Annotated in this window: 16 protein-coding genes; 5 read left to right on the forward strand and 11 right to left on the reverse strand. The window is 67.8% G+C overall.

All coding sequences use genetic code 11. From position 1 onward, the window contains the following. Nucleotides 1-33: 33 nt before the first annotated feature. The 4 genes from cphA to VHAB30_RS20935 all read left to right on the forward strand — a co-directional run bounded on the left by cphA (nucleotide 34) and on the right by VHAB30_RS20935 (nucleotide 4,170). Nucleotides 34-2,601 carry a cyanophycin synthetase gene (gene cphA, locus VHAB30_RS20920; RefSeq protein ID WP_095743685.1) on the forward strand — a complete coding sequence of 856 codons (2,568 nt, stop codon included), beginning with the start codon at nucleotides 34-36 and terminating at the stop codon, nucleotides 2,599-2,601. A gap of 207 nt (nucleotides 2,602-2,808) precedes the next feature. Further along, on the forward strand, nucleotides 2,809-3,225 hold the full coding sequence (locus VHAB30_RS20925; RefSeq protein ID WP_095743684.1) for a hypothetical protein: 417 nt from the start codon (nucleotides 2,809-2,811) through the stop codon (nucleotides 3,223-3,225). A gap of 47 nt (nucleotides 3,226-3,272) precedes the next feature. Next, nucleotides 3,273-3,752, forward strand: coding sequence for a hypothetical protein (locus VHAB30_RS20930; protein WP_159278495.1), 480 nt, complete (start codon nucleotides 3,273-3,275; stop codon nucleotides 3,750-3,752). Nucleotides 3,753-3,900: 148 nt separating this feature from the next. Next, complete coding sequence (locus tag VHAB30_RS20935) at nucleotides 3,901-4,170, forward strand: hypothetical protein (protein ID WP_062480564.1); 270 nt, start codon at nucleotides 3,901-3,903, stop codon at nucleotides 4,168-4,170. Nucleotides 4,171-4,219: 49 nt separating this feature from the next. On the opposite strand, the gene VHAB30_RS20940 is transcribed toward VHAB30_RS20935, so the two are convergent. The 10 genes from VHAB30_RS20940 to VHAB30_RS20985 are packed head-to-tail and all read right to left on the reverse strand — an operon-like array spanning nucleotide 4,220 to nucleotide 16,775. Next, nucleotides 4,220-5,137 (reverse strand): dihydrodipicolinate synthase family protein, encoded by a 918-nt coding sequence (locus tag VHAB30_RS20940; RefSeq protein WP_159278496.1) that lies wholly within the window; start codon nucleotides 5,135-5,137, stop codon nucleotides 4,220-4,222. A gap of 9 nt (nucleotides 5,138-5,146) precedes the next feature. Further along, nucleotides 5,147-6,883 (reverse strand): IlvD/Edd family dehydratase, encoded by a 1,737-nt coding sequence (locus VHAB30_RS20945; RefSeq protein ID WP_159278497.1) that lies wholly within the window; start codon nucleotides 6,881-6,883, stop codon nucleotides 5,147-5,149. Between the two features lie 10 nt (nucleotides 6,884-6,893). Next, nucleotides 6,894-7,928, reverse strand: a complete 1,035-nt coding sequence (yjfF, locus tag VHAB30_RS20950) for a galactofuranose ABC transporter, permease protein YjfF (RefSeq protein WP_159278498.1) — start codon at nucleotides 7,926-7,928, stop codon at nucleotides 6,894-6,896. Continuing rightward, nucleotides 7,925-8,959, reverse strand: a complete 1,035-nt coding sequence (locus tag VHAB30_RS20955; RefSeq protein WP_159278499.1) for an ABC transporter permease — start codon at nucleotides 8,957-8,959, stop codon at nucleotides 7,925-7,927. Before VHAB30_RS20955 ends, yjfF begins: the two co-directional genes overlap by 4 nt. Beyond that, a complete protein-coding gene (locus tag VHAB30_RS20960) occupies nucleotides 8,956-10,476 on the reverse strand; it encodes a sugar ABC transporter ATP-binding protein (protein ID WP_159278500.1) in 1,521 nt (506 codons plus the stop codon). Before VHAB30_RS20960 ends, VHAB30_RS20955 begins: the two co-directional genes overlap by 4 nt. 4 nt (nucleotides 10,477-10,480) lie before the next feature. Beyond that, nucleotides 10,481-11,689, reverse strand: a complete 1,209-nt coding sequence (gene mmsB / locus VHAB30_RS20965; RefSeq protein WP_159278501.1) for a multiple monosaccharide ABC transporter permease — start codon at nucleotides 11,687-11,689, stop codon at nucleotides 10,481-10,483. Then, entirely contained in the window at nucleotides 11,676-13,202 is a 1,527-nt protein-coding gene (gene mmsA / locus VHAB30_RS20970; protein ID WP_159278676.1) for a multiple monosaccharide ABC transporter ATP-binding protein, read from the reverse strand. The genes mmsB and mmsA overlap by 14 nt, the downstream gene beginning before the upstream one ends. A gap of 32 nt (nucleotides 13,203-13,234) precedes the next feature. Next, nucleotides 13,235-14,305: a multiple monosaccharide ABC transporter substrate-binding protein gene (gene chvE, locus VHAB30_RS20975; RefSeq protein ID WP_159278502.1), complete on the reverse strand. Its 1,071-nt coding sequence runs from the start codon at nucleotides 14,303-14,305 to the stop codon at nucleotides 13,235-13,237. A 12-nt stretch (nucleotides 14,306-14,317) separates the two neighbouring features. Next, nucleotides 14,318-15,283: an ABC transporter substrate-binding protein gene (locus VHAB30_RS20980; protein ID WP_159278503.1), complete on the reverse strand. Its 966-nt coding sequence runs from the start codon at nucleotides 15,281-15,283 to the stop codon at nucleotides 14,318-14,320. A 37-nt stretch (nucleotides 15,284-15,320) separates the two neighbouring features. Further along, entirely contained in the window at nucleotides 15,321-16,775 is a 1,455-nt protein-coding gene (locus VHAB30_RS20985; RefSeq protein ID WP_159278504.1) for an aldehyde dehydrogenase family protein, read from the reverse strand. Between the two features lie 147 nt (nucleotides 16,776-16,922). Here VHAB30_RS20985 and VHAB30_RS20990 point away from each other — a divergent pair, with 147 nt between their 5' ends. Next, nucleotides 16,923-17,882 (forward strand): LysR family transcriptional regulator, encoded by a 960-nt coding sequence (locus tag VHAB30_RS20990; protein ID WP_062480583.1) that lies wholly within the window; start codon nucleotides 16,923-16,925, stop codon nucleotides 17,880-17,882. Here the strand turns inward: VHAB30_RS20990 and VHAB30_RS20995 are convergent, their stop codons facing one another. After that, on the reverse strand, nucleotides 17,883-18,683 hold the full coding sequence (locus VHAB30_RS20995) for an SDR family NAD(P)-dependent oxidoreductase (RefSeq protein WP_159278505.1): 801 nt from the start codon (nucleotides 18,681-18,683) through the stop codon (nucleotides 17,883-17,885). It lies immediately after the preceding gene. Nucleotides 18,684-18,686 lie beyond the last annotated feature (3 nt).

An 18,686-nucleotide genomic window follows, 5' to 3' on the forward strand; every position in this document is an offset into this window, starting at 1 on the left:
TCACCGCAACCGCGCGCCCCGTGCCGTAGCCCCATGAAAGTCACCCGCATCCGCGCCCTGCGCGGCCCCAATCTCTGGAGCCGCCACACCACCATCGAGGCCGTCGTGGCCTGCGAAGGCGACGAGAACGCCGTCGGCAAGCTCGACGGGTTCGAAGCCCGCCTGCGCGCCCGCTTCCCGACCATCGGCGAGCTGCACCCGATGGTGCTCGGCCAGCCGCTGGCGCTGGCCCACGTGCTCGAGAACGCCGCCGTGGCGCTGCAGGCCCAGGCCGGCTGCGCCGTCAACTTCGGTAACACCGCGCCCACGACCGAAGAAGGCGTCTACCAGGTCACCGTGCAGTACACCGAGGAAGACGTGGGTCGCCGCGCCCTCGCGCTGGCCGAGGCACTGATCCAGGCCGCGCTGGCCGACACCGCCTTCGACGCCGACGCCGCCATCACCGAGCTGCGCGACCTCGACGAGTCGGAGCGCCTGGGCCCGAGCACCGGCTCCATCGTCGACGCCGCCGTGGCGCGCGGCATTCCGTACCGCCGCCTTACCAGCGGCAGCCTGGTGCAGTTCGGCTGGGGCTCCAAGCAGCGCCGCATCCAGGCCGCCGAGATCGACAGCACCAGCGGCGTGGCCGAATCGATCGCGCAGGACAAGGAACTCACCAAGCAGCTGCTCAACGCCGCCGGCGTGCCGGTGCCGCTGGGCCGCCCCGTGAGCAGCGCCGACGACGGCTGGGCCGCCGCCGAAGAAATCGGCCTGCCGGTCGTGGTCAAGCCGCAGGACGGCAACCAGGGCAAGGGCGTGACGGTGAACATCACCACGCGCGAACAACTCACTTCGGCCTACGACTCGGCCGCCGTGTACGGCGAGGTGATGGTCGAGAAATTTTTGCCCGGCTTCGACTTCCGCCTGCTGGTGGTGGGCGACCGCCTCGTGGCCGCCGCGCGGCGCGACCCGCCGCAGGTGATCGGCGACGGCAGCTCCACCGTGCGCCAGCTGGTCGACACCGTGAACCTCGACCCGCGCCGCGGCGAGGGCCACGCCACCTCGCTCACCAAGATCCGCCTGGACGACATCGCCATCGGCCGGCTCGAGTCGCAGGGCCTCACGCCCGAGAGCGTGCCCGAGCTGGGCCAGCGCGTCGTGCTGCGCAACAACGCCAACCTCTCGACCGGCGGCACCGCCACCGACGTCACCGACACCGTGCACCCCGAAGTGGCCGCGCGCGCCGTCGATGCGGCGCAGATGGTCGGCCTGCACATCTGCGGCGTCGACATGGTCTGCGAGAACGTGCTGCGCCCGCTCGAAGAACAACACGGCGGCGTGGTCGAAGTGAACGCCGCGCCCGGCCTGCGCATGCACATCTCGCCCTCGTTCGGCCGCGGCCGCGCGGTCGGCGAGGCGGTGATGGACACGCTCTTCGCCCCCGGCGACGACGGCCGCATTCCCGTGGTGGCCGTCACCGGCACCAACGGCAAGACCACCACCGCGCGCCTGATCAACCACATCATTGCCTCCAGCGGCCTGCGCACCGGCATGACGAACACCGACGGCGTGTACGTCAACGGCCGCCAGACCGACAGCGGCGACTGCAGCGGCCCCAAGAGCGCGCGCAACGTGCTGATGCACCCCGACGTCGACGCGGCCGTGTTCGAAGTGGCCCGCGGCGGCGTGCTGCGCGAGGGCCTGGGCTTCGACCGCTGCGAGGTGGCCGTGGTCACCAACATCGGCAGCGGCGACCACCTGGGCCTGAACTACATCACCACGGTCGAAGACCTGGCGGTGCTCAAGCGCGTGATCGTGCGCAACGTGGCGCCCGACGGCTACGCGGTGCTCAACGCGGCCGACGTGAACGTCGCCGCCATGGCGGCCGGCTGCCCCGGCAACGTGATCTTCTTCACCGCCGACCGCATGCACCCGGTGATGGCCACGCACCGCGCGCAGGGCAAGCGCACCGTGTACGTCGACCAGGACACGCTGGTGGCCGCCGAAGGCTCGTGGCGCGAACGCATCGCGCTGCGCGACGTGCCGATCACGCGCGGCGGCACCATCGGCTTCCAGGTCGACAACGTGATGGCCTCGGTGGCCGCCGCGTGGGCCGTGGGCCTCGATTGGGACACCATCCGCAGCGGCCTGTCGAGCTTCATGAACGACGCGGCCGGCGTGCCCGGGCGCTTCAACGTCATGGACTACCGCGGCGCCACCGTGATCGCCGACTACGGCCACAACACCGACGCCATGAAGGCGCTGGTGTCGGCCGTGGACACCATGCCCGCCAACAAGCGCTCGGTGGTCATCAGCGGCGCGGGCGACCGGCGCGACTCCGACATCCGCGACCAGACCGCGATCCTCGGCCAGGCCTTCGACGACGTGATCCTGTACCAGGACGCAGCGCAACGCGGCCGGGCCGACGGCGAAGTGATGGCGCTGCTGCGCCAGGGCCTGCAGGGTGCCTCGCGCACGCGCCAGATCGACGAGATCCGCGGCGAGTTCGTCGCCATCGACGCCGCGCTGGCGCGGCTGCAGCCGGGCGACCTGTCGCTCATCCTCGTCGACCAGGTCGAAGAGGCGCTGGCCCACCTCGCGCAGCGCATCGCGCAGGGCTGATCCGCCCGCCCCGCAGCGCAGGAGGCCCGCCCTCCTTGCGCTGACGGACGTGTCCCACACGCAGGGGCGCGTCCGGCCCGCTCCACGGCGTGCGGCTTGTCCCACAGCCCGGCCCGGGCGCCCGGCCCACACTGGGGACCGGTCGCGCCCTGCGTGCTTTTGTCTTCCTCATGTCCGCTCGCACGGCGCGCCTTTCCAGGAGCCCCGATGACGACCCATTCCCTCCGTTCCACCGTGTCGACCGCCGCCCTCGTGGCGTTCGGCGGCTTCTTCATGGCCTGTGCGCCGCTGGCCTCGGCCCAGGCGCCCGGCAGCGACGCGCGGATGCAAAAGGAACGCGCCACCTGTGACGGCGTGCAACAAGACCGCGCGGCCTGCCTGCGCGAAGCCGGCGCCGCGCGCCAGGAAGCCGGTCGCCACGGCCTGACCACCCCCGGTGCGGAACGCGAAGACGCCAACGCACTTGCACGCTGCCGCGAACAACCCGTGGCCGACCGCGCCGATTGCGAAGCGCGCATCCGCGGCGGTGCGCGCACCTCCACCGAAGGCAGCGTGATGGGCGGCGGCGTGATCCGCGAAACCGTCACCCCGCTGCCGCCGCAGCCCGTGCAGCCGGCGCGCTGACCGAGCGAGGCCGGCCTTCACCCCGATACGCCAACAAGGAGCACACCATGCCAAACAATGCGCGTTCGATGATCTTTGCCCTGCTCGCACTCAGCGGGCTGGCCACCACCACCATCGCCACGGCCGCCCGTGGCGATGGCGGCGGCAGCACCTACCAGCAGGAGATTGCGGTCTGCGGCCACAACCAGCAGGACCGTGCCGCCTGCATCCGCGAAGCCGGCGCCGCGCGCCAGGCCGCGGCGCGCGGCGGCCTCACCTCCGCGCCCGACTACCGCGCCAACGCCGTGGCCCGCTGCGGTCTGCAGCCGCCGGCCGAGCGTGCCGACTGCGAAGCCCGCGTGCTGGGCAGCGCAGGCAACATCCGCAGCAATGTCGATGGCAGCGTGATGGGTGGCGGCGTGATCCGCGAATCAGTCTCGACCCGCGTGGTGAACATACCGGCCGCAACATTGCCGCCGCCGATGCCGGCACCGATGCCTGCGGAACCGATGCCGATGCCCATGCCGCGCCCCGTGCCGGTGCAGTGACCCGGTGCGCATCGCCCGGAATGCGCCTCGGTGATAACACCGACGACACGTTCGCGGGCGATGCCCTCGTTTGTCATCAAATCGTCACAAAATACAGGCATGTGCTAGCTATAGTTCCCGGTCCCTGCCAACCGAGGAACACTTTCCCATGAATGCCATCAAGGTCGCTCGCCGATTCATTGAAACGGACCCGGCCAACGAATCGGCCAAGATCCTTGCCCAACTCGTGCTGGCGCTCGAAGCCGAACGCAGCTTCGAGTTGATCACGCTCTACAGCCTCGACTACAAGAGCTTCCAGCTTGCGATGGACATCCTGAAGGAGTGGCGCCTGGACCGCTACTACGCCAGCAAGTCCAAGCTGTTCGATCTCTCGCTGCAAGTCACCGAGCTCGAAGCGGGCAACAGCGCCGCTTCCTGAGCCCGTCCCATGGCGGTCCGGTACCCGGCGTACCCGGGCCCGCCTGTTTTCATTTTCCCCAGCGCAACACCAACGGATCGAGCCGCCGCGCGGTCTCGATGAGGCCGGCGCGCGTCTCGGGATGCAGCGCGGGCAGCGGATGCCGTGGCGCTTCGCAGGCGATCACGCCGCCTTCCTTCATGAGCGCCTTGCAGGCCAGCAGGCCCGCCTGGCGGTTCTCGCAGTTGATGAGCGGCAGCCACCGCTGGTACAGCGCGAAGGCCTGGTCGCGGTCGCCGGAACGGTGCGCCTCGATGATCGGGCGGATGCCGTCGGGGTAGCCGCCGCCGGTCATCGCACCGGTCGCGCCGGCATCGAGGTCGGACATCAGCGTGATGGCCTCCTCGCCGTCCCACGGGCCTTCGATGGCATCGCCGCCCAAACGGATCAGCTCGCGCAGCTTCGACGCGGCGCCGGCGGTCTCGATCTTGAAGTACGCGACCTGCTCGATCTCTTTCGCCATGCGCGCGAGAAACGGCGCCGACAGCACCGTGCCGCTCGCGGGCGCGTCCTGAATCATGATCGGAATCGTCACCGCATCCGAGAGGCGCGCGTAGAACTCGTAAATCTGCGGCTCGGGCACGCGGAAGGTCGCGCCGTGGTACGGCGGCATCACCATCAGCATCGCCGCGCCCATCGCCTGCGCGCGGCGGCTGCGCTCGGCGCAGACCTGGGTGCTGTAGTGCGTGGTGGTCACGATCACCGGCACGCGGCCCTTCACATGCTCGAGGATCGTGCGCGTGAGCACCTCGCGCTCCTCGTCGGACAGCACGAACTGCTCGGAGAAGTTCGCGAGGATGCACAGCCCGTCGGAGCCCGCGTCGATCATGAAATCGACGCAGCGCTTCTGGCTCTCCAGGTCGAGCGCGCCCTGTTCGGTGAAGGTGGTGGGCACCACCGGGAAGATGCCGCGGTATCGGGGGGTCATGACGTGTGATCAGTGGGAGTGACGGGGAACGGCCGAGCCTCTGCAGCCGACCAGGAAATCGAAGTCGCAGCCTTCATCGGCCTGCAGCACATGGTTCACGTAGAGCTTCTGGTAGCCGCCGCCGCGCGTGCTCATGGGCTGCGTATCGGACGCGGACAACGACGCGAGGCGCGACGCCAGTTCCTCGTCGCTGATGTCCAGGTGCAACCGCCCCGCATCGCAATCGAGCTCGATCCAGTCGCCGTCGCGCACCGCCGCGAGCGGCCCGCCGTCGGCTGCTTCGGGCGCGACGTGTAGCACCACCGTGCCATACGCCGTGCCGCTCATGCGCGCGTCGGAGATGCGCACCATGTCCTTCACGCCCTGGCGCAGCAGCTTCGGCGGCAGGCCCATGTTGCCCACCTCGGCCATGCCGGGGTAACCCTTGGGGCCGCAGTTCTTCAGCACCATCACGCAGCTCGCGTCGATGTCGAGGTCTTCATCGACGATGCGTGCCTTGTAGTGCTCCAGATTCTCGAACACCACGGCGCGGCCGCGGTGCTTCAGCAGCTCGGGCGTGGCGGCCGAGGGCTTGAGCACCGCGCCGCGCGGCGACAGGTTGCCGCGCAGGATGCGGATGCCGCCGTCGGCGATCAACGGGTTGTCGAGCGGGCGGATCACCTCGTCGTTGAGGCTCGGCGCCTCGCGCACGTTGTCCCAGAGCGATTGGCCATTGACGGTGAGCGCCCCCGGGTGCGGCAGCAGCCCGTTCTCGCCGAGGCGGCGCAGCACGGCGGGCAGGCCGCCCGCGTAATAGAACTCTTCCATGAGGAAGCGCCCCGAAGGCATGAGATCGACGATCGTCGGCGTGTGGCTGCCGATGCGCGTCCAGTCTTCCAGTTCGAGCTCGACGCCGATGCGCCCCGCGATCGCCTTCAGGTGGATCACCGCATTGGTCGATCCGCCGATCGCCGCGTTCACGCGGATCGCGTTCTCGAAGGCCTCGCGCGTGAGGATCTTCGACAGCGTGAGCCCGTCCTTGGCCATCTGCACCGCGCGCGCACCCGACATTTGCGCGAGCACATAGCGCCGCGCATCGACCGCCGGAATCGCCGCGTTGTGCGGCAGCGAAGTGCCCAGCGCCTCGGCCATGCAGGCCATGGTGGAGGCCGTGCCCATCGTGTTGCAGGTGCCCGCCGAGCGCGACATGCCGCCCTCGGCCGAGAGGAACTGGTGCAGGTTGATCTCGCCCGCCTTCAGCGATTCGTGCAGCTGCCACACGGCCGTGCCCGAGCCGATGTCCTTGCCGTCGAGCTTGCCGTTGAGCATCGGCCCGCCCGTGACCACGATGGCCGGGATGTCGCAGCTGGCCGCGCCCATCAGCAGCGCGGGCGTGGTCTTGTCGCAACCCGTGAGCAGCACCACCGCATCCACCGGGTTGCCGCGAATGGCTTCTTCGACGTCCATGCTCGCGAGGTTGCGCGTGAGCATCGCGGTGGGCCGCAGGTTCGATTCGCCGTTCGAGAACACCGGGAACTCGACCGGGAAGCCGCCCGCCTCCGAGATGCCGCGCTTGACGTGCTCGGCGATCTTGCGGAAGTGCGCGTTGCACGGCGTGAGTTCCGACCAGGTGTTGCAGATGCCGACGATGGGGCGGCCGTCGAACTCGTGGTCCGGGATGCCCTGGTTCTTCATCCAGCTGCGGTACATGAAGCCGTTCTTGTCGGCGGAGCCGAACCATTCGGTCGAGCGCAGTTTCTTTGTCATGGGGAAATGGTCAGCGGCGCGGAGCGCGCGAGGTGAAGAAGCGTTGGAGCAGGCAGAAAACGAAGAGCAGCGCGCCGACCACGATGCGCGTCCACCACGAGCTCAGCGTGCCGTCGAAGGAAATCAGCGTCTGGATGATCCCGAGCATCAGCACGCCGAAGAGCGTGCCCGCCACGTAGCCCACGCCGCCCGTGAGCAGCGTGCCGCCGATCACCACCGCCGCGATGGCGTCGAGCTCCAGCCCGAGCGCATGCAGGCCGTAGCCCGAGAGCATGTAGAAGGTGAAGATCACGCCCGCCAGCGCCGAGCAGAAACCCGAGAGCGTGTACACGCCCACGAGCGTGCGGCGCACCGGCAGGCCCATCAGCATCGCCGAATGCTCGCTGCCGCCGATGGCGTACACCGCGCGGCCGAAGGGCGTGCAATGCGCGATGAAGATCGCGGCCAGCAGCACGGCGATGGCGATCACCGCGCTGACCGACACCGAGGCCTCACCCCAGATCGGAATGCGGATCTGCGAGACCTCCGAATAGAACGCGTTCGTGATGCTGATCGAGTCGATGCTGATGAGGTAGCACAGACCCCGTGCGAGGAACATGCCCGCGAGCGTGACGATGAAGGGCTGCAGCCGGAAGCGCTCGATGAGCAGCCCCATGAACGCGCCGAAGGCCGTGCCCATCGCCAGCACCAGCGGGATCACCACCGCCGGGCTCCACCCGTGCTTCTCGACCAGCGAGGCCGACACCATCGTGGTGAGCGCGATCACCGAGCCCACCGACAGGTCGATGCCGCCCGACAGGATCACGAAGGTCATGCCGACCGCGACGACGATGAGGAAGGCGTTGTCGATCAGCAGGTTGAGGAACACCTGCGCCGAGAAGAAGCCGTCGTAGAACACCGAGCCCAGCGTCGCCATCAGCACGAACAGCGAGATGGTCGCGGCGAGCGGCAGGTACTTCGGATTGAGCCCCTTCTTGCCCCCTCTCCCGATTGCGGGAGAGGGTTGGGGTGAGGGTGCCGCGTTGGCGTCGATCACCGCACTCATGCCCTGCTCCCGTCATGTACCGGCCGCTGCACCAGCGTGCGAACCTCTGCCCGGAACTCCGGCGACTGCATCAGCATCACCACGAACACCACCACCGCCTTCACCACGAGGTTGATCTCCGGCGGCACGCCCAGCGAATAGATCGCGTAGGTGAGCGTCTGGATGATGAGCGCGCCGATCACGCTGCCCACGAGGCTGAAGCGCCCGCCCGTGAGCGCCGTGCCGCCGAGCGTGACCGCGAGGATCGCATCGAGCTCCAGCAGCTGGCCCGCGTTGTTGCCGTCCGCGCTCTTCACGTTCGAGCTGATCAACAGGCCCGCCACGCCCGCGCACACGCCGCAGAACGCATACGCGCCGACGACCAGCCGCCGCGCCTGGATGCCCGCCACGCGCGCCGCCGTCGGGTTGATGCCCACCGCCTGGATGAACAGGCCGAGCGCCGTGCGCGTGATCGCGAGGTACAGCAGCGCGAACACCGCCGCCACGATGAACAGCGAGAACGGCAGCCCCAGCAGGTAGCCGCTGCCGAGGAAGAAGAAGGGCTTGTAGTAGATCGTGATGATCTGCCCGTCCGCGACCAGCTGCGCGATGCCGCGCCCCGCCACCATGAGGATCAGCGTCGCGATGATCGGCTGCATGCCGACCTTGGCGACCAGCAGCCCGTTCCACAGGCCGCACAGCAGCGCGACACCGAGCGCCGCGAGGATCGCGAGCGGCATCGGGAAGCGGCTCACGTCGCTGGACACCGAGCCGCCGATCATCCAGGCCGCGACCGACGCCGCGATGGCCACCACCGCGCCCACCGAGATGTCGATGCCGCGCGTGGCGATCACGAGCGTCATGCCGAGCGAGACCAGCACCAGCGGCGCCGCGCGGTTCACGATGTCGATCAGGCTGCCGTAGAGATGGCCGTCGCGCCATTCGAGGTGCAGGAAACTCGCGTTGAACGCGGTGTTGATGGCGAGCAGCAACAGCAGCGTGATGACCGGCCAGGCGAGCCGGTGGCTCATGAGGGACGAGAAGCGGTTCATGCGGCGGCAATCATTTCGTAGACCTCGTCCTCCGTGGAGCCACCCGGCAGCTCTCCCACCTTCTGCCGGTCGCGCAGCACCACGATGCGGTGCGCCACACGCACCACCTCGCTCATCTCCGACGAGATGAAGATCACCGCCATGCCAGCGCGCGCGAGCCGCAGGATCTCTTCCATGATTTCCTGCTTGGCAGCCACGTCGATGCCGCGCGTGGGCTCGTCCAGGATCAGGAGGCGCGGCTCGGTCGCGAGCCAGCGCGCGATCATGGCCTTCTGCTGGTTGCCGCCCGAAAGCAGGCCGATGGGCGTTTCGACACTGGCGGTCTTAATGCCCAGTGAGGCGACGAAGCGCTCGGCCATCGCGGTCTGCTCGGCATGCGAGAGAAATTTCCGCGTGCCCAGGCGGGCCTGCAGCGCCAGCGCGATGTTCTCGCGCACCGACAGCTCGGCCACGATGCCATCGGTCTTGCGCTCTTCAGGGCACAGCGCGAGGCCTTCGCGGATCGCATCGGCCGGGTTCGAGAAGCTGACGGAGCGGCCGTCGATCTTCAGCACGCCACGGTCGGGCGATTCGAGCCCGAACAGCAGGCGCGCGAGTTCGGTGCGGCCCGCGCCGAGCAGGCCGGCGATGCCGACGACCTCGCCGGCACGCACGCGCAGGTCGACCGCCTGCAACTGGCCGGCTTGCCCCAGCCCTTCGGATTGCAGCAGCGCGGGCGCCGCCTCGTCGAACGCAGGCAGCGCGGCAGGTCGTGCCGATTGCGCCGCCAACTCGCGACCCAGCATCGCCGCGATCAGCGCCTGCGGGCCGAGGTCCGCCGCCTTCCATTCGCCCACCCAGTTGCCGTTGCGCAGCACGGTGATGCGGTCGGACACCGCGTACATCTGGTTCAGGAAGTGCGTCACGAAGACGATCGCGAGCCCTTCGCCGCGCAACCGGCGCAGCACCTCGAACAGCTTCTCGACTTCATCGTCATCGAGGCTCGACGTCGGCTCGTCGAGGATCAGCACTTTCGACGACACGCCGAGCGCGCGCGCGATCGCCACCATCTGCTGCACCGCGACCGAATAGCTCGACAGGAGCCGCGTCACGTCGATGTCGAGCCCGATGCGCACCAGCAGCTCCGAAGCCCGGCGGTTCACCGCGGCCCAGTCGATGCGAAAGCCCTGCAGCGCGCCGCAGCGCGGATAGCGCCCCGCGAACACGTTCTCCGCCACCGAGAGGTTCGGGCACAGGTTCACTTCCTGGTAGACCGTGCTGATGCCCAGCTTCTGCGCCTCCAGCGGCGAGCCCGGACGGATGGCCTCGCCGCCCAGGAACATCTCGCCGCCGCTCGAAGGCAGCACGCCCGTGAGCACCTTGATGAGCGTCGACTTGCCCGCGCCGTTCTGCCCCATGAGCGCATGGATCTCGCCCGGGTAGAGCTTCAGCTGCACGCCGTTGAGCACCGGGATGCCGGCGAACTGCTTGTGGATGCCCCGCAACTCCAGCACGGGGGTGACGCCGCTGTCGGTCATGCGTTCACTTGTTCTTGTTGTAGACGTCGATGAACACCGCCGCCAGCAGCACCAGCCCCTTGATGACCTGCTGATAGTCGATGCCGATGCCGAGGATCGACATGCCGTTGTTCATCACGCCCATGATGAAGGCGCCGATCACCGCGCCCATCACGCGGCCCACGCCACCCGAGGCCGAGGCGCCGCCGATGAAGCAGGCAGCAATCACATCGAGCTCGAAACCCAGGCCCGCCTTGGGCGTGGCGGTGTTCAGGCGCGCCGCGAACACGAGGCCCGCGAGCGCCGCCAGCGCACCCATGTTCACGAAGGTGAGGAACGCGAGCCGCTGCGTCTTCACGCCCGACAGCCGCGCGGCCTTCTCGTTGCCGCCCAGCGCATAGATGCGCCGGCCGATGGTCGTGCGGTTGGTGACGAAGTCGTACACCACGATCAGCACCGCCATCACCACCAGCACGTTGGGCAGGCCCTTGTAGGTGGAGAGCAGGTAGCTGAAGAACAGGATGATCGCCGCGAAGAACAGGTTCTTCACGAGGAAGAAGGCGTAGGGCTCCTGCTCCATGCCGTGCGCCTTGAGCTTGGCGCGCCCGCGCAGCTTGAAGAACACCAGCGCCGCTGCGGCCAGCGCGCCAACGACCAGCGAGGTGATGCGCAAGGTGTCGCCCCCGAGCGGATCGGGAATGAAGCCCGAACTCAGGCGCTGGAACTCGACCGGAAACGGCCCCACCGACTGCCCCGCCAGCAGCGCCAGCGTGAGCCCCTTGAACACCAGCATGCCCGCGAGCGTGACGATGAACGAGGGGATCTTGCGGAACGCGACGAACCAGCCCTGCGCGGCGCCGATCACCGCACCGGCCGCGATGCTGACGATCGCGGTCGGCACGAAGTGCCATTCGTACTCGACCATCAGCACCGCCGCGAGCGCGCCGATGAAGCCGCAGACCGAGCCCACCGACAGGTCGATGTGCCCCGCCACGATCACCAGCAGCATGCCCAGCGCCATGATGACGACGTAGCTGTTCTGCAGCAGCAGGTTGGTGAGGTTCAGCGGGCGCAAGAGCGTGCCGTCGGTCAGCACCTGGAACAGCACCATGATCGCGACCAGCGAGATCAGCATGCCGTATTCGCGCAAGTTGTTCTTCAGGAAGCCCACGTGGAGCTTCGGGGCGGCGGTGGGTGCGGCGCCCTGCACCGCGTTGGCTTCAGGCGGCGACATGAACAGAACTCCCTGCGCTCACGATCGCATGCATGATGCGCTCCTGCGACGCCTCGGCCGCCGTGAACTCGGCCACGAAGTGGCCCTCGTTCATCACGTAGATGCGGTCGCACATGCCCAGCAACTCGGGCAGTTCGGAAGAAATCATGAGAATGCCTTTGCCCTCGCTCGCGAGCTGGTCGATGATGGTGTAGATCTCGTACTTGGCGCCCACGTCGATGCCGCGCGTGGGTTCGTCCAATATCAGCAGTTCGGGTTTCGTGAAGAGCCACTTGCTCAGCACCACCTTCTGCTGGTTGCCGCCCGACAGGTTGACCACCAGCTGTTCGACGCCCGAACAGCGGATGTTCAATGCCTTCCTGAAGTCGTTGGCCACCTTGAACTCCCGGCCGTCGTCGATCACCGCGCGTTCGGCAATCGCGTCGAGGTTCGCGAGGCTGATGTTCTTGCGGATGCCTTCCTCCAGCACCAGCCCGAGGCCCTTGCGGTCTTCGGTGACGTAGGCGATGCCGTGGTCGATGGCCTTGCGCACAGTGCTCACGTCCACGGGCTTGCCGTGCATCAGCACCGAGCCGCTGATGCGCTGGCCGTAGGACTTGCCGAACACGCTCATCGCCAGCTCGGTGCGCCCCGCGCCCATGAGGCCCGCGATGCCCACGATCTCGCCCTGGCGCACCTGCAGGTTCACGCCCTTGATCTGTTCGCGGTCGGCATGCAGCGCGTGGTGCACGCGCCAGTCGCGCACCTCCAGCACCGTCTCGCCGATCCTCGGCGAGCGCTGGGGGTAGCGGTGTTCCATGTCGCGGCCCACCATGCCACGGATGATGCGGTCTTCGCTGATCGGCGCGCTGCGGCAGTCCATCGTCTCCACCGTCGCGCCGTCGCGCAGCACGGTGATCGAATCGGCCACCTTGGCGATCTCGTTGAGCTTGTGCGAGATGAGGATCGACGCGATGCCCTGGCGCTTCAGCTCGAGCAGAAGCATCAGCAGCGCATCGCTGTCGTTCTCGTTCAGGCTCGCGGTGGGCTCGTCGAGGATCAGCAGCTTCACCTCTTTCGCCAGCGCCTTGGCGATCTCCACCAGCTGCTGCTTGCCCACGCCCAGGTCGGTCACCAGCGTGGTGGGCGGCTCCTTCAGGCCCACCTTGGCGAGCAGCTCGCGCGTCTTCGCGTAGGCGGCGAACCAGTCGATGACGCCGCCGCTCGCGATCTCGTTGCCGAGAAAAATGTTCTCGGCAATCGAGAGCAGCGGCACCAGCGCCAGTTCCTGGTGAATGATGATGATGCCCAGCTTCTCGCTGTCGGCAATGCCCTTGAAGCGGCGCAGCTCGCCCTCGAAATGGATCTCGCCGGTGTAGGAGTCGCACGGGTAGACGCCGCTCAGGACCTTCATGAGCGTCGACTTGCCCGCGCCGTTCTCGCCGACCACCGCGTGGATCTCCCCCGCGCGCACGGCGAGGTTGACGTTGCTCAGGGCCTTCACGCCCGGGAACGTCTTGGTGATCCCGCGCATCGCGAGGATCGTGCGCGCTTCGCCGGCCTGGCTCACTTGACCTGGCTTTCCTTGTAGTAGCCGCTGTCCACCAGCACCTGCTTCCAGTTGGAGCCGTCCACGCTCACCGGCTTGAGCAGGTACGAGGGCACGACTTTGATGCCGTTGTTGTAGGTCTTGGTGTCGTTCACCTCGGGCGTCTTGCCAGAGAGCATGGCGTCGACCATCGCGACCGTCACCTTGGCCAGCTCGCGCGTGTCCTTGAACACGGTGGAGGTCTGTTCCTTGCGCAGGATCGACTTGACCGACGGCACCTCGGCGTCCTGGCCCGACACGATCGGCATCGCCTGCGAACCCGAGCCGTAGCCCACGCCCTTGAGCGACGACAGGATGCCGATGGAGAGGCCGTCGTAGGGCGACAGCACCGCATCCACGCGGTCCTTCGTGTAGTAGGCCGACAGCAGGTTGTCCATGCGCGCCTGCGCCACCGCGCCGTCCCAGCGCAGCGTGCCGACCTTGTCCATGCCCATCTGCTTGCTGCGCACCACGAGCTTGCCGCTCTTGATGTACGGGTCGAGCACCGACATCGCGCCGTTGTAGAAGAAGAAGGCGTTGTTGTCGTCCGGCGAGCCGCCGAACAGCTCGATGTTGAACGGGCCCTTGCCGCTCTTCAGGCCCAGCGCCGCCTCGATGGATTGCGCCTGCAGCACGCCGACCTGGAAGTTGTCGAAGGTGGCGTAGTAGTCGACGTTCTTCGAGCCCTTGATGAGCCGGTCGTAGGCAATGACCTTCACGCCCTTGTCAGCAGCCTTTTGCAGCACGTCGGACAGCGTGGTGCCGTCGATGGCGGCAATGACCAGCACCTTCGAGCCCTTCGTCACCATGTTCTCGATCTGCGCAAGCTGATTGGGAATGTCGTCGTCCGCGTACTGCAGGTCGGTCTTGTAGCCCTTGTCCTTGAAGTACTTGACCATGTTGGCGCCATCGGCGATCCAGCGGGCCGACGACTTGGTGGGCATCGAGATGGCGATCAGGCCCTTGTCCTGCGCCTGGGCCAACGGCGTGAAGCCGACGACGGCGAAGGCCAGGCCCGCGAGCGAGGCCTTGAGGAAGTTGCGTTTCATGTCGGTCGGTCCTCAGTACTTGCGATTGGGAAACTCTTTGGCGGCGACTTCCATCGGGAAGATGCCTTCTTCGGTCACGATGCGCTTGGGCAGCGTCTTGCCGGCCTTGATGTCCTTCACCGCGCTCATGAGCTGCGGCCCGAGCAGAGGGCTGCATTCGACCGACACGTTGAGCTTGCCGGCGATCATGGCTTCGAAGGCGCCCTTCACCCCGTCGATGGAGATGATGGTGATGTCCTTCGCGGGCTTCATGCCGGCCTCTTCGATGGCCTGGATCGCGCCGATGGCCATGTCGTCGTTGTGCGCGTAGAGCACGTTGATCTTCTTGCCCTCGGCCTTGAGGAAGGCTTCCATCACCTCCTTGCCCTTGGCGCGCGTGAAGTCGCCGGTCTGCGAGCGGGTGATCTTGAATTTCGGGTCGGCCTTGATGATTTCCTCGAAGCCCTTCTTGCGGTCGATGGCCGGGGCCGAGCCCACGGTGCCCTGCAGCTCGACGATGTTCACGTCGCCCTTCTGGTCCTTCATCTTCTCGACCAGCCAGCGGCCGGCCTTGCGGCCTTCCTCGGTGAAGTCGGAGCCCATGAAGGTCACGTAGAGCGAGTCGTCCTTGGTGTTCACGGAGCGGTCGGTCAGCACCACCGGGATCTTGGCGGCCTTGGCTTCGCGCAGCACGGTTTCCCAGCCCGACTCGACCACGGGCGAGAACGCGATCACGTCGACCTTCTGCGCGATGTACGAGCGGATGGCCTTGATCTGGTTCTCCTGCTTCTGCTGCGCGTCGGAGAACTTGAGCTCGATGCCCGCCTCCTTGGCCGAGGACTTGATCGACTCGGTGTTGGCGGTGCGCCATTCGCTCTCGGCGCCGACCTGCGCGAAGCCGAGCACGAGTTTCTTCTGCGCGAGGGCGGACACGGGCAGCATGCTGCCCAGGGCTGCGGCGGCGAGCGCGGTGTTGAGGGTGCGGCGATTCATGGTCATGGTTGTCTCCTTCTTGATGAGTCTGTGATGTGTTCGGTCAGGCCAGCATGTAGCCGGTCTTCACCGTCGTGTAGAACTCCGCGGCGTGGCGCCCTTGTTCGCGCGGCCCGTAGCCCGACCCCTTGCGGCCGCCGAAGGGCACATGAAAGTCCACCCCCGCGGTCGGCAGATTGACCATCGTCATGCCGACCACGGCATGGCGCCTGAAGTGCATCGCGTGCTTCAGCGAATTGGTGCAGATGCCCGCGCACAGGCCGAAGGGCGTGTCGTTGCACAGCGCGAGCGCTTCGTCGTAATCGGCGGCGCGCAGCACGCAGGCCAGCGGCCCGAAGATCTCTTCGCGCGCGATGCGGTGTTCGGGTTGGGCCAGGAAGAGCGCGGGGCTCATGTAGTGGCCGGCGGTGGCGCGCTGCAGCGCCTCGCCGCCCCACACGTGTTCCGCGCCCTCTTCGCGTGCGATGTCGATCCACGCGAGGTTCTGCGCCAGCCGCTCTTCGTCGGCCACGGGGCCGATGTCGATGCCGCGTTCCAGTGCGTGGCCGATCTTCAGTGTCTTCAACCGCTGGCGCAGCTGCGCCACGAAGGCGTCGTGCACGGCGGCTTCGACGATGAGGCGGCTCGATGCGGTGCAGCGCTGGCCGTTCGAAAAATAAGCGCCCTGCACCGCGCAGTCGACGGCGCGGTTCAGGTCGGCATCGGCCAGCACGACCAGCGCGTTCTTGCCGCCCATCTCCAGCTGCACCTTGGCGCGCCGTGCGGCGGCTGCCTGCAGCACGCGTTCGCCGTTGGCGGCCGAGCCGGTGAAGCTCAGCGCATCGACCAGCGGGCTGTCGACCAGCGCCTGGCCCGCTTCGCGGCCGCTGCCCATCACGAGGTTGAACACGCCGGCCGGCAGCGTGGCGCGGCCGATGATGTCGGTGAGCGCCCAGCCGCAGGCCGGCACCAGCTCGGCCGGCTTGAAGACCACGCTGTTGCCATGCGCCAGCGCCGCGGCAATCTTCGAGGCCGGCACCGCGAAGGGCGTGTTCCACGGCGTGATGAGGCCCACCACGCCGACCGGCTCGCGCGTCACGTCGACCTGCACGCCGGCGCGCACCGAGGCCACGTTCTCGCCCCCGCCGCCGCGCAGGGCCTCGCCCGCGAAGAACTTGAAGATCTGGCCGGCGCGCGCCACCTCGGCCACGGCCTCGGGCAGGGTCTTGCCGACCTCGCGCGCCAGCAGCAGGCCCAGCTCGTCCTTGCGGGCCAGCAGCTCGGCGCCGATGCGATCGAGCACGTCGGCACGCCGCTGCGGCGTGCTGTGGCTCCAGTGCACGAAGGCCTCGCTGGCCGCGCGGATCGCCAGCTCGACCTGGCGCCGGTCGGCACGTGCGTACTCGGCCACCACTTCGCTGGTGTCCGATGGATTGACGCTGACACCGGTGGTCGCGCTGGTTTCCCAGCGGCCGTTGATGTACTGGCGCACGCTCTGCCGAAGCTCGCCGTGGATCACCGTGGCGTTGCCTTGTCTCTGTTGTTATGGGACTGGGGCGGAAGTCTAGAAACGATTTCGATATCGATCCAATCGTTTTTTAGACAAAATGCATATCAATCGGTGGATTCTGGAAAACCCCGTCAGACCTTCGTTCGCACCCTCTTCATGAACACCTACAACCACTGGTTCATCCGCGCCCGCCTCAAGACCCGGCAACTGCTGTTGCTGGTGGCGCTGGCCGAGGAAGGCAACATCCACCGCGCGGCGCAGGTGCTCAACATGACGCAGCCCGCCGCGTCGAAATTGCTGAAGGACCTGGAAGACGTGCTCGAGGTGCCGCTGTTCGAGCGGCTGCCGCGCGGCATGCGCCCGACCTGGTACGGCGAGACCATGATCCGCCACGCCCGCGTGGCGCTGGCCAGCCTGAACCAGGCGCACGACGAGCTCACCGCGCTGAAGGCCGGACGCCTCGGCCAGGTGAACGTGGGCGCCATCACCGCGCCGGGCCTCACGCTGATGCCGCCGGCCGTGGCGATGGTCAAGCGCGAGCAGCCCGACCTGCGCGTGTCACTGGAGATCGAGACCAGCCCGGTGCTGCTCGAGCGGCTCGAGCAGGGCAAGCTCGACATCCTCGTGGCGCGGCTGTTCGCCGAGCACGACAAGTCGCAGCTGCGCTACGAGGCACTCACCGAGGAGCCCGTGTGCGCGCTGGTGCGCCCCGGCCATCCGCTGCTGGGCGTGAGCGGGCTCACGCTGCGCGACGTGGTCGGCGCCGGCTGGATCGTGCCGCCCGCGGGCAGCGTGCTGCGCCACCGCTTCGAGCTGATGTTCCAGGAGGAAGGGCTGGCGCCGCCGGGCAACATCATCGAGAGCCCGGCGCTGCTGTTCATCACGCGCATGCTGCAGCAAAGCGACATGGTCGCGGTGCTGGCGACCGACGTGGCGCGCTACTACGCGGCGCACGGCATCGTGTCGCTGCTGCCGCTGGACATGCCCTGCCACATGGACGCCTTCGGCATCATCACGCGCACCGACCGGCTGCTGTCGCCGGCCGCGAAGGTGATGATGAAGGCCTTGAAAACGGCGAGCATGAGCGTCTACGGACGCAAACTCGAGATGGACTGATCAGGTCCAGCCGGCGTCCACGGTGAACTCCTGCGCCGTGCACATCTTCGCGTCGTCCGACGCGAGGAACAGCACCATGCGCGCGATGTCTTCCGGCATCAGCTTGTCGGGCAGGCACTGGTTGCGGTGCAGCGCCTTCTCGCCCTCCTCGTCGAGCCACAGTGCCACCTGCCGCTCGGTCATCACCCAGCCGGGCGAGACGGTGTTGATGCGGATGCGATCGCGGCCCAGCTCCACCGCGAGCCCGCGCGTGAGGCCGTTCACCGACGACTTGGCGATCGCGTAGCAGGGGTAGCCCGAGCCCTTGGTCTGCCAGCCCGTGGAGCCGAGGTTGATCACCGAGCCGAAGCCCAGGCGCTTCATGCCCGGCACCACCGACTGGATCGCGAACAGCGCGGGCCGCTCGTTGATGGCCATGCGGTTGTCGTAGTAGTCGGGCGTGACCGATGCGAGCGTGTGGCGGTCGTCGCTGGCCACGTTGTTGACCAGCACCGCGAAGTCGCCGAGCTCGGTGGCCGCGTCGGCCATGGCCTGCTGCAGCGCGCCGATGTCGCGCACGTCGCAGGCACGCCACCACGGCGCGGCGTGGCCGGCCCCGACGATCTGCGCGGCGAGCGCTGCGCTGGCCGCTTCCGCGATGTCGACGAAGGCCACGCGCGCGCCCTGCGCCGCGAACGCGGCGACGATGGCCGCGCCGATGCCGCTGCCACCGCCGGTGACGAACACGGTGCGGCCCTTCAGGCTGGGATGGATGGAAAGCTGGGGGGAATTCAAGGACAAGGTCTCCAGGGGGCATCTCATGAC

This window comes from Variovorax boronicumulans (assembly GCF_009811375.1).
In the GTDB taxonomy this organism is placed as follows: Bacteria; Pseudomonadota; Gammaproteobacteria; order Burkholderiales; family Burkholderiaceae_C; genus Variovorax; species Variovorax boronicumulans.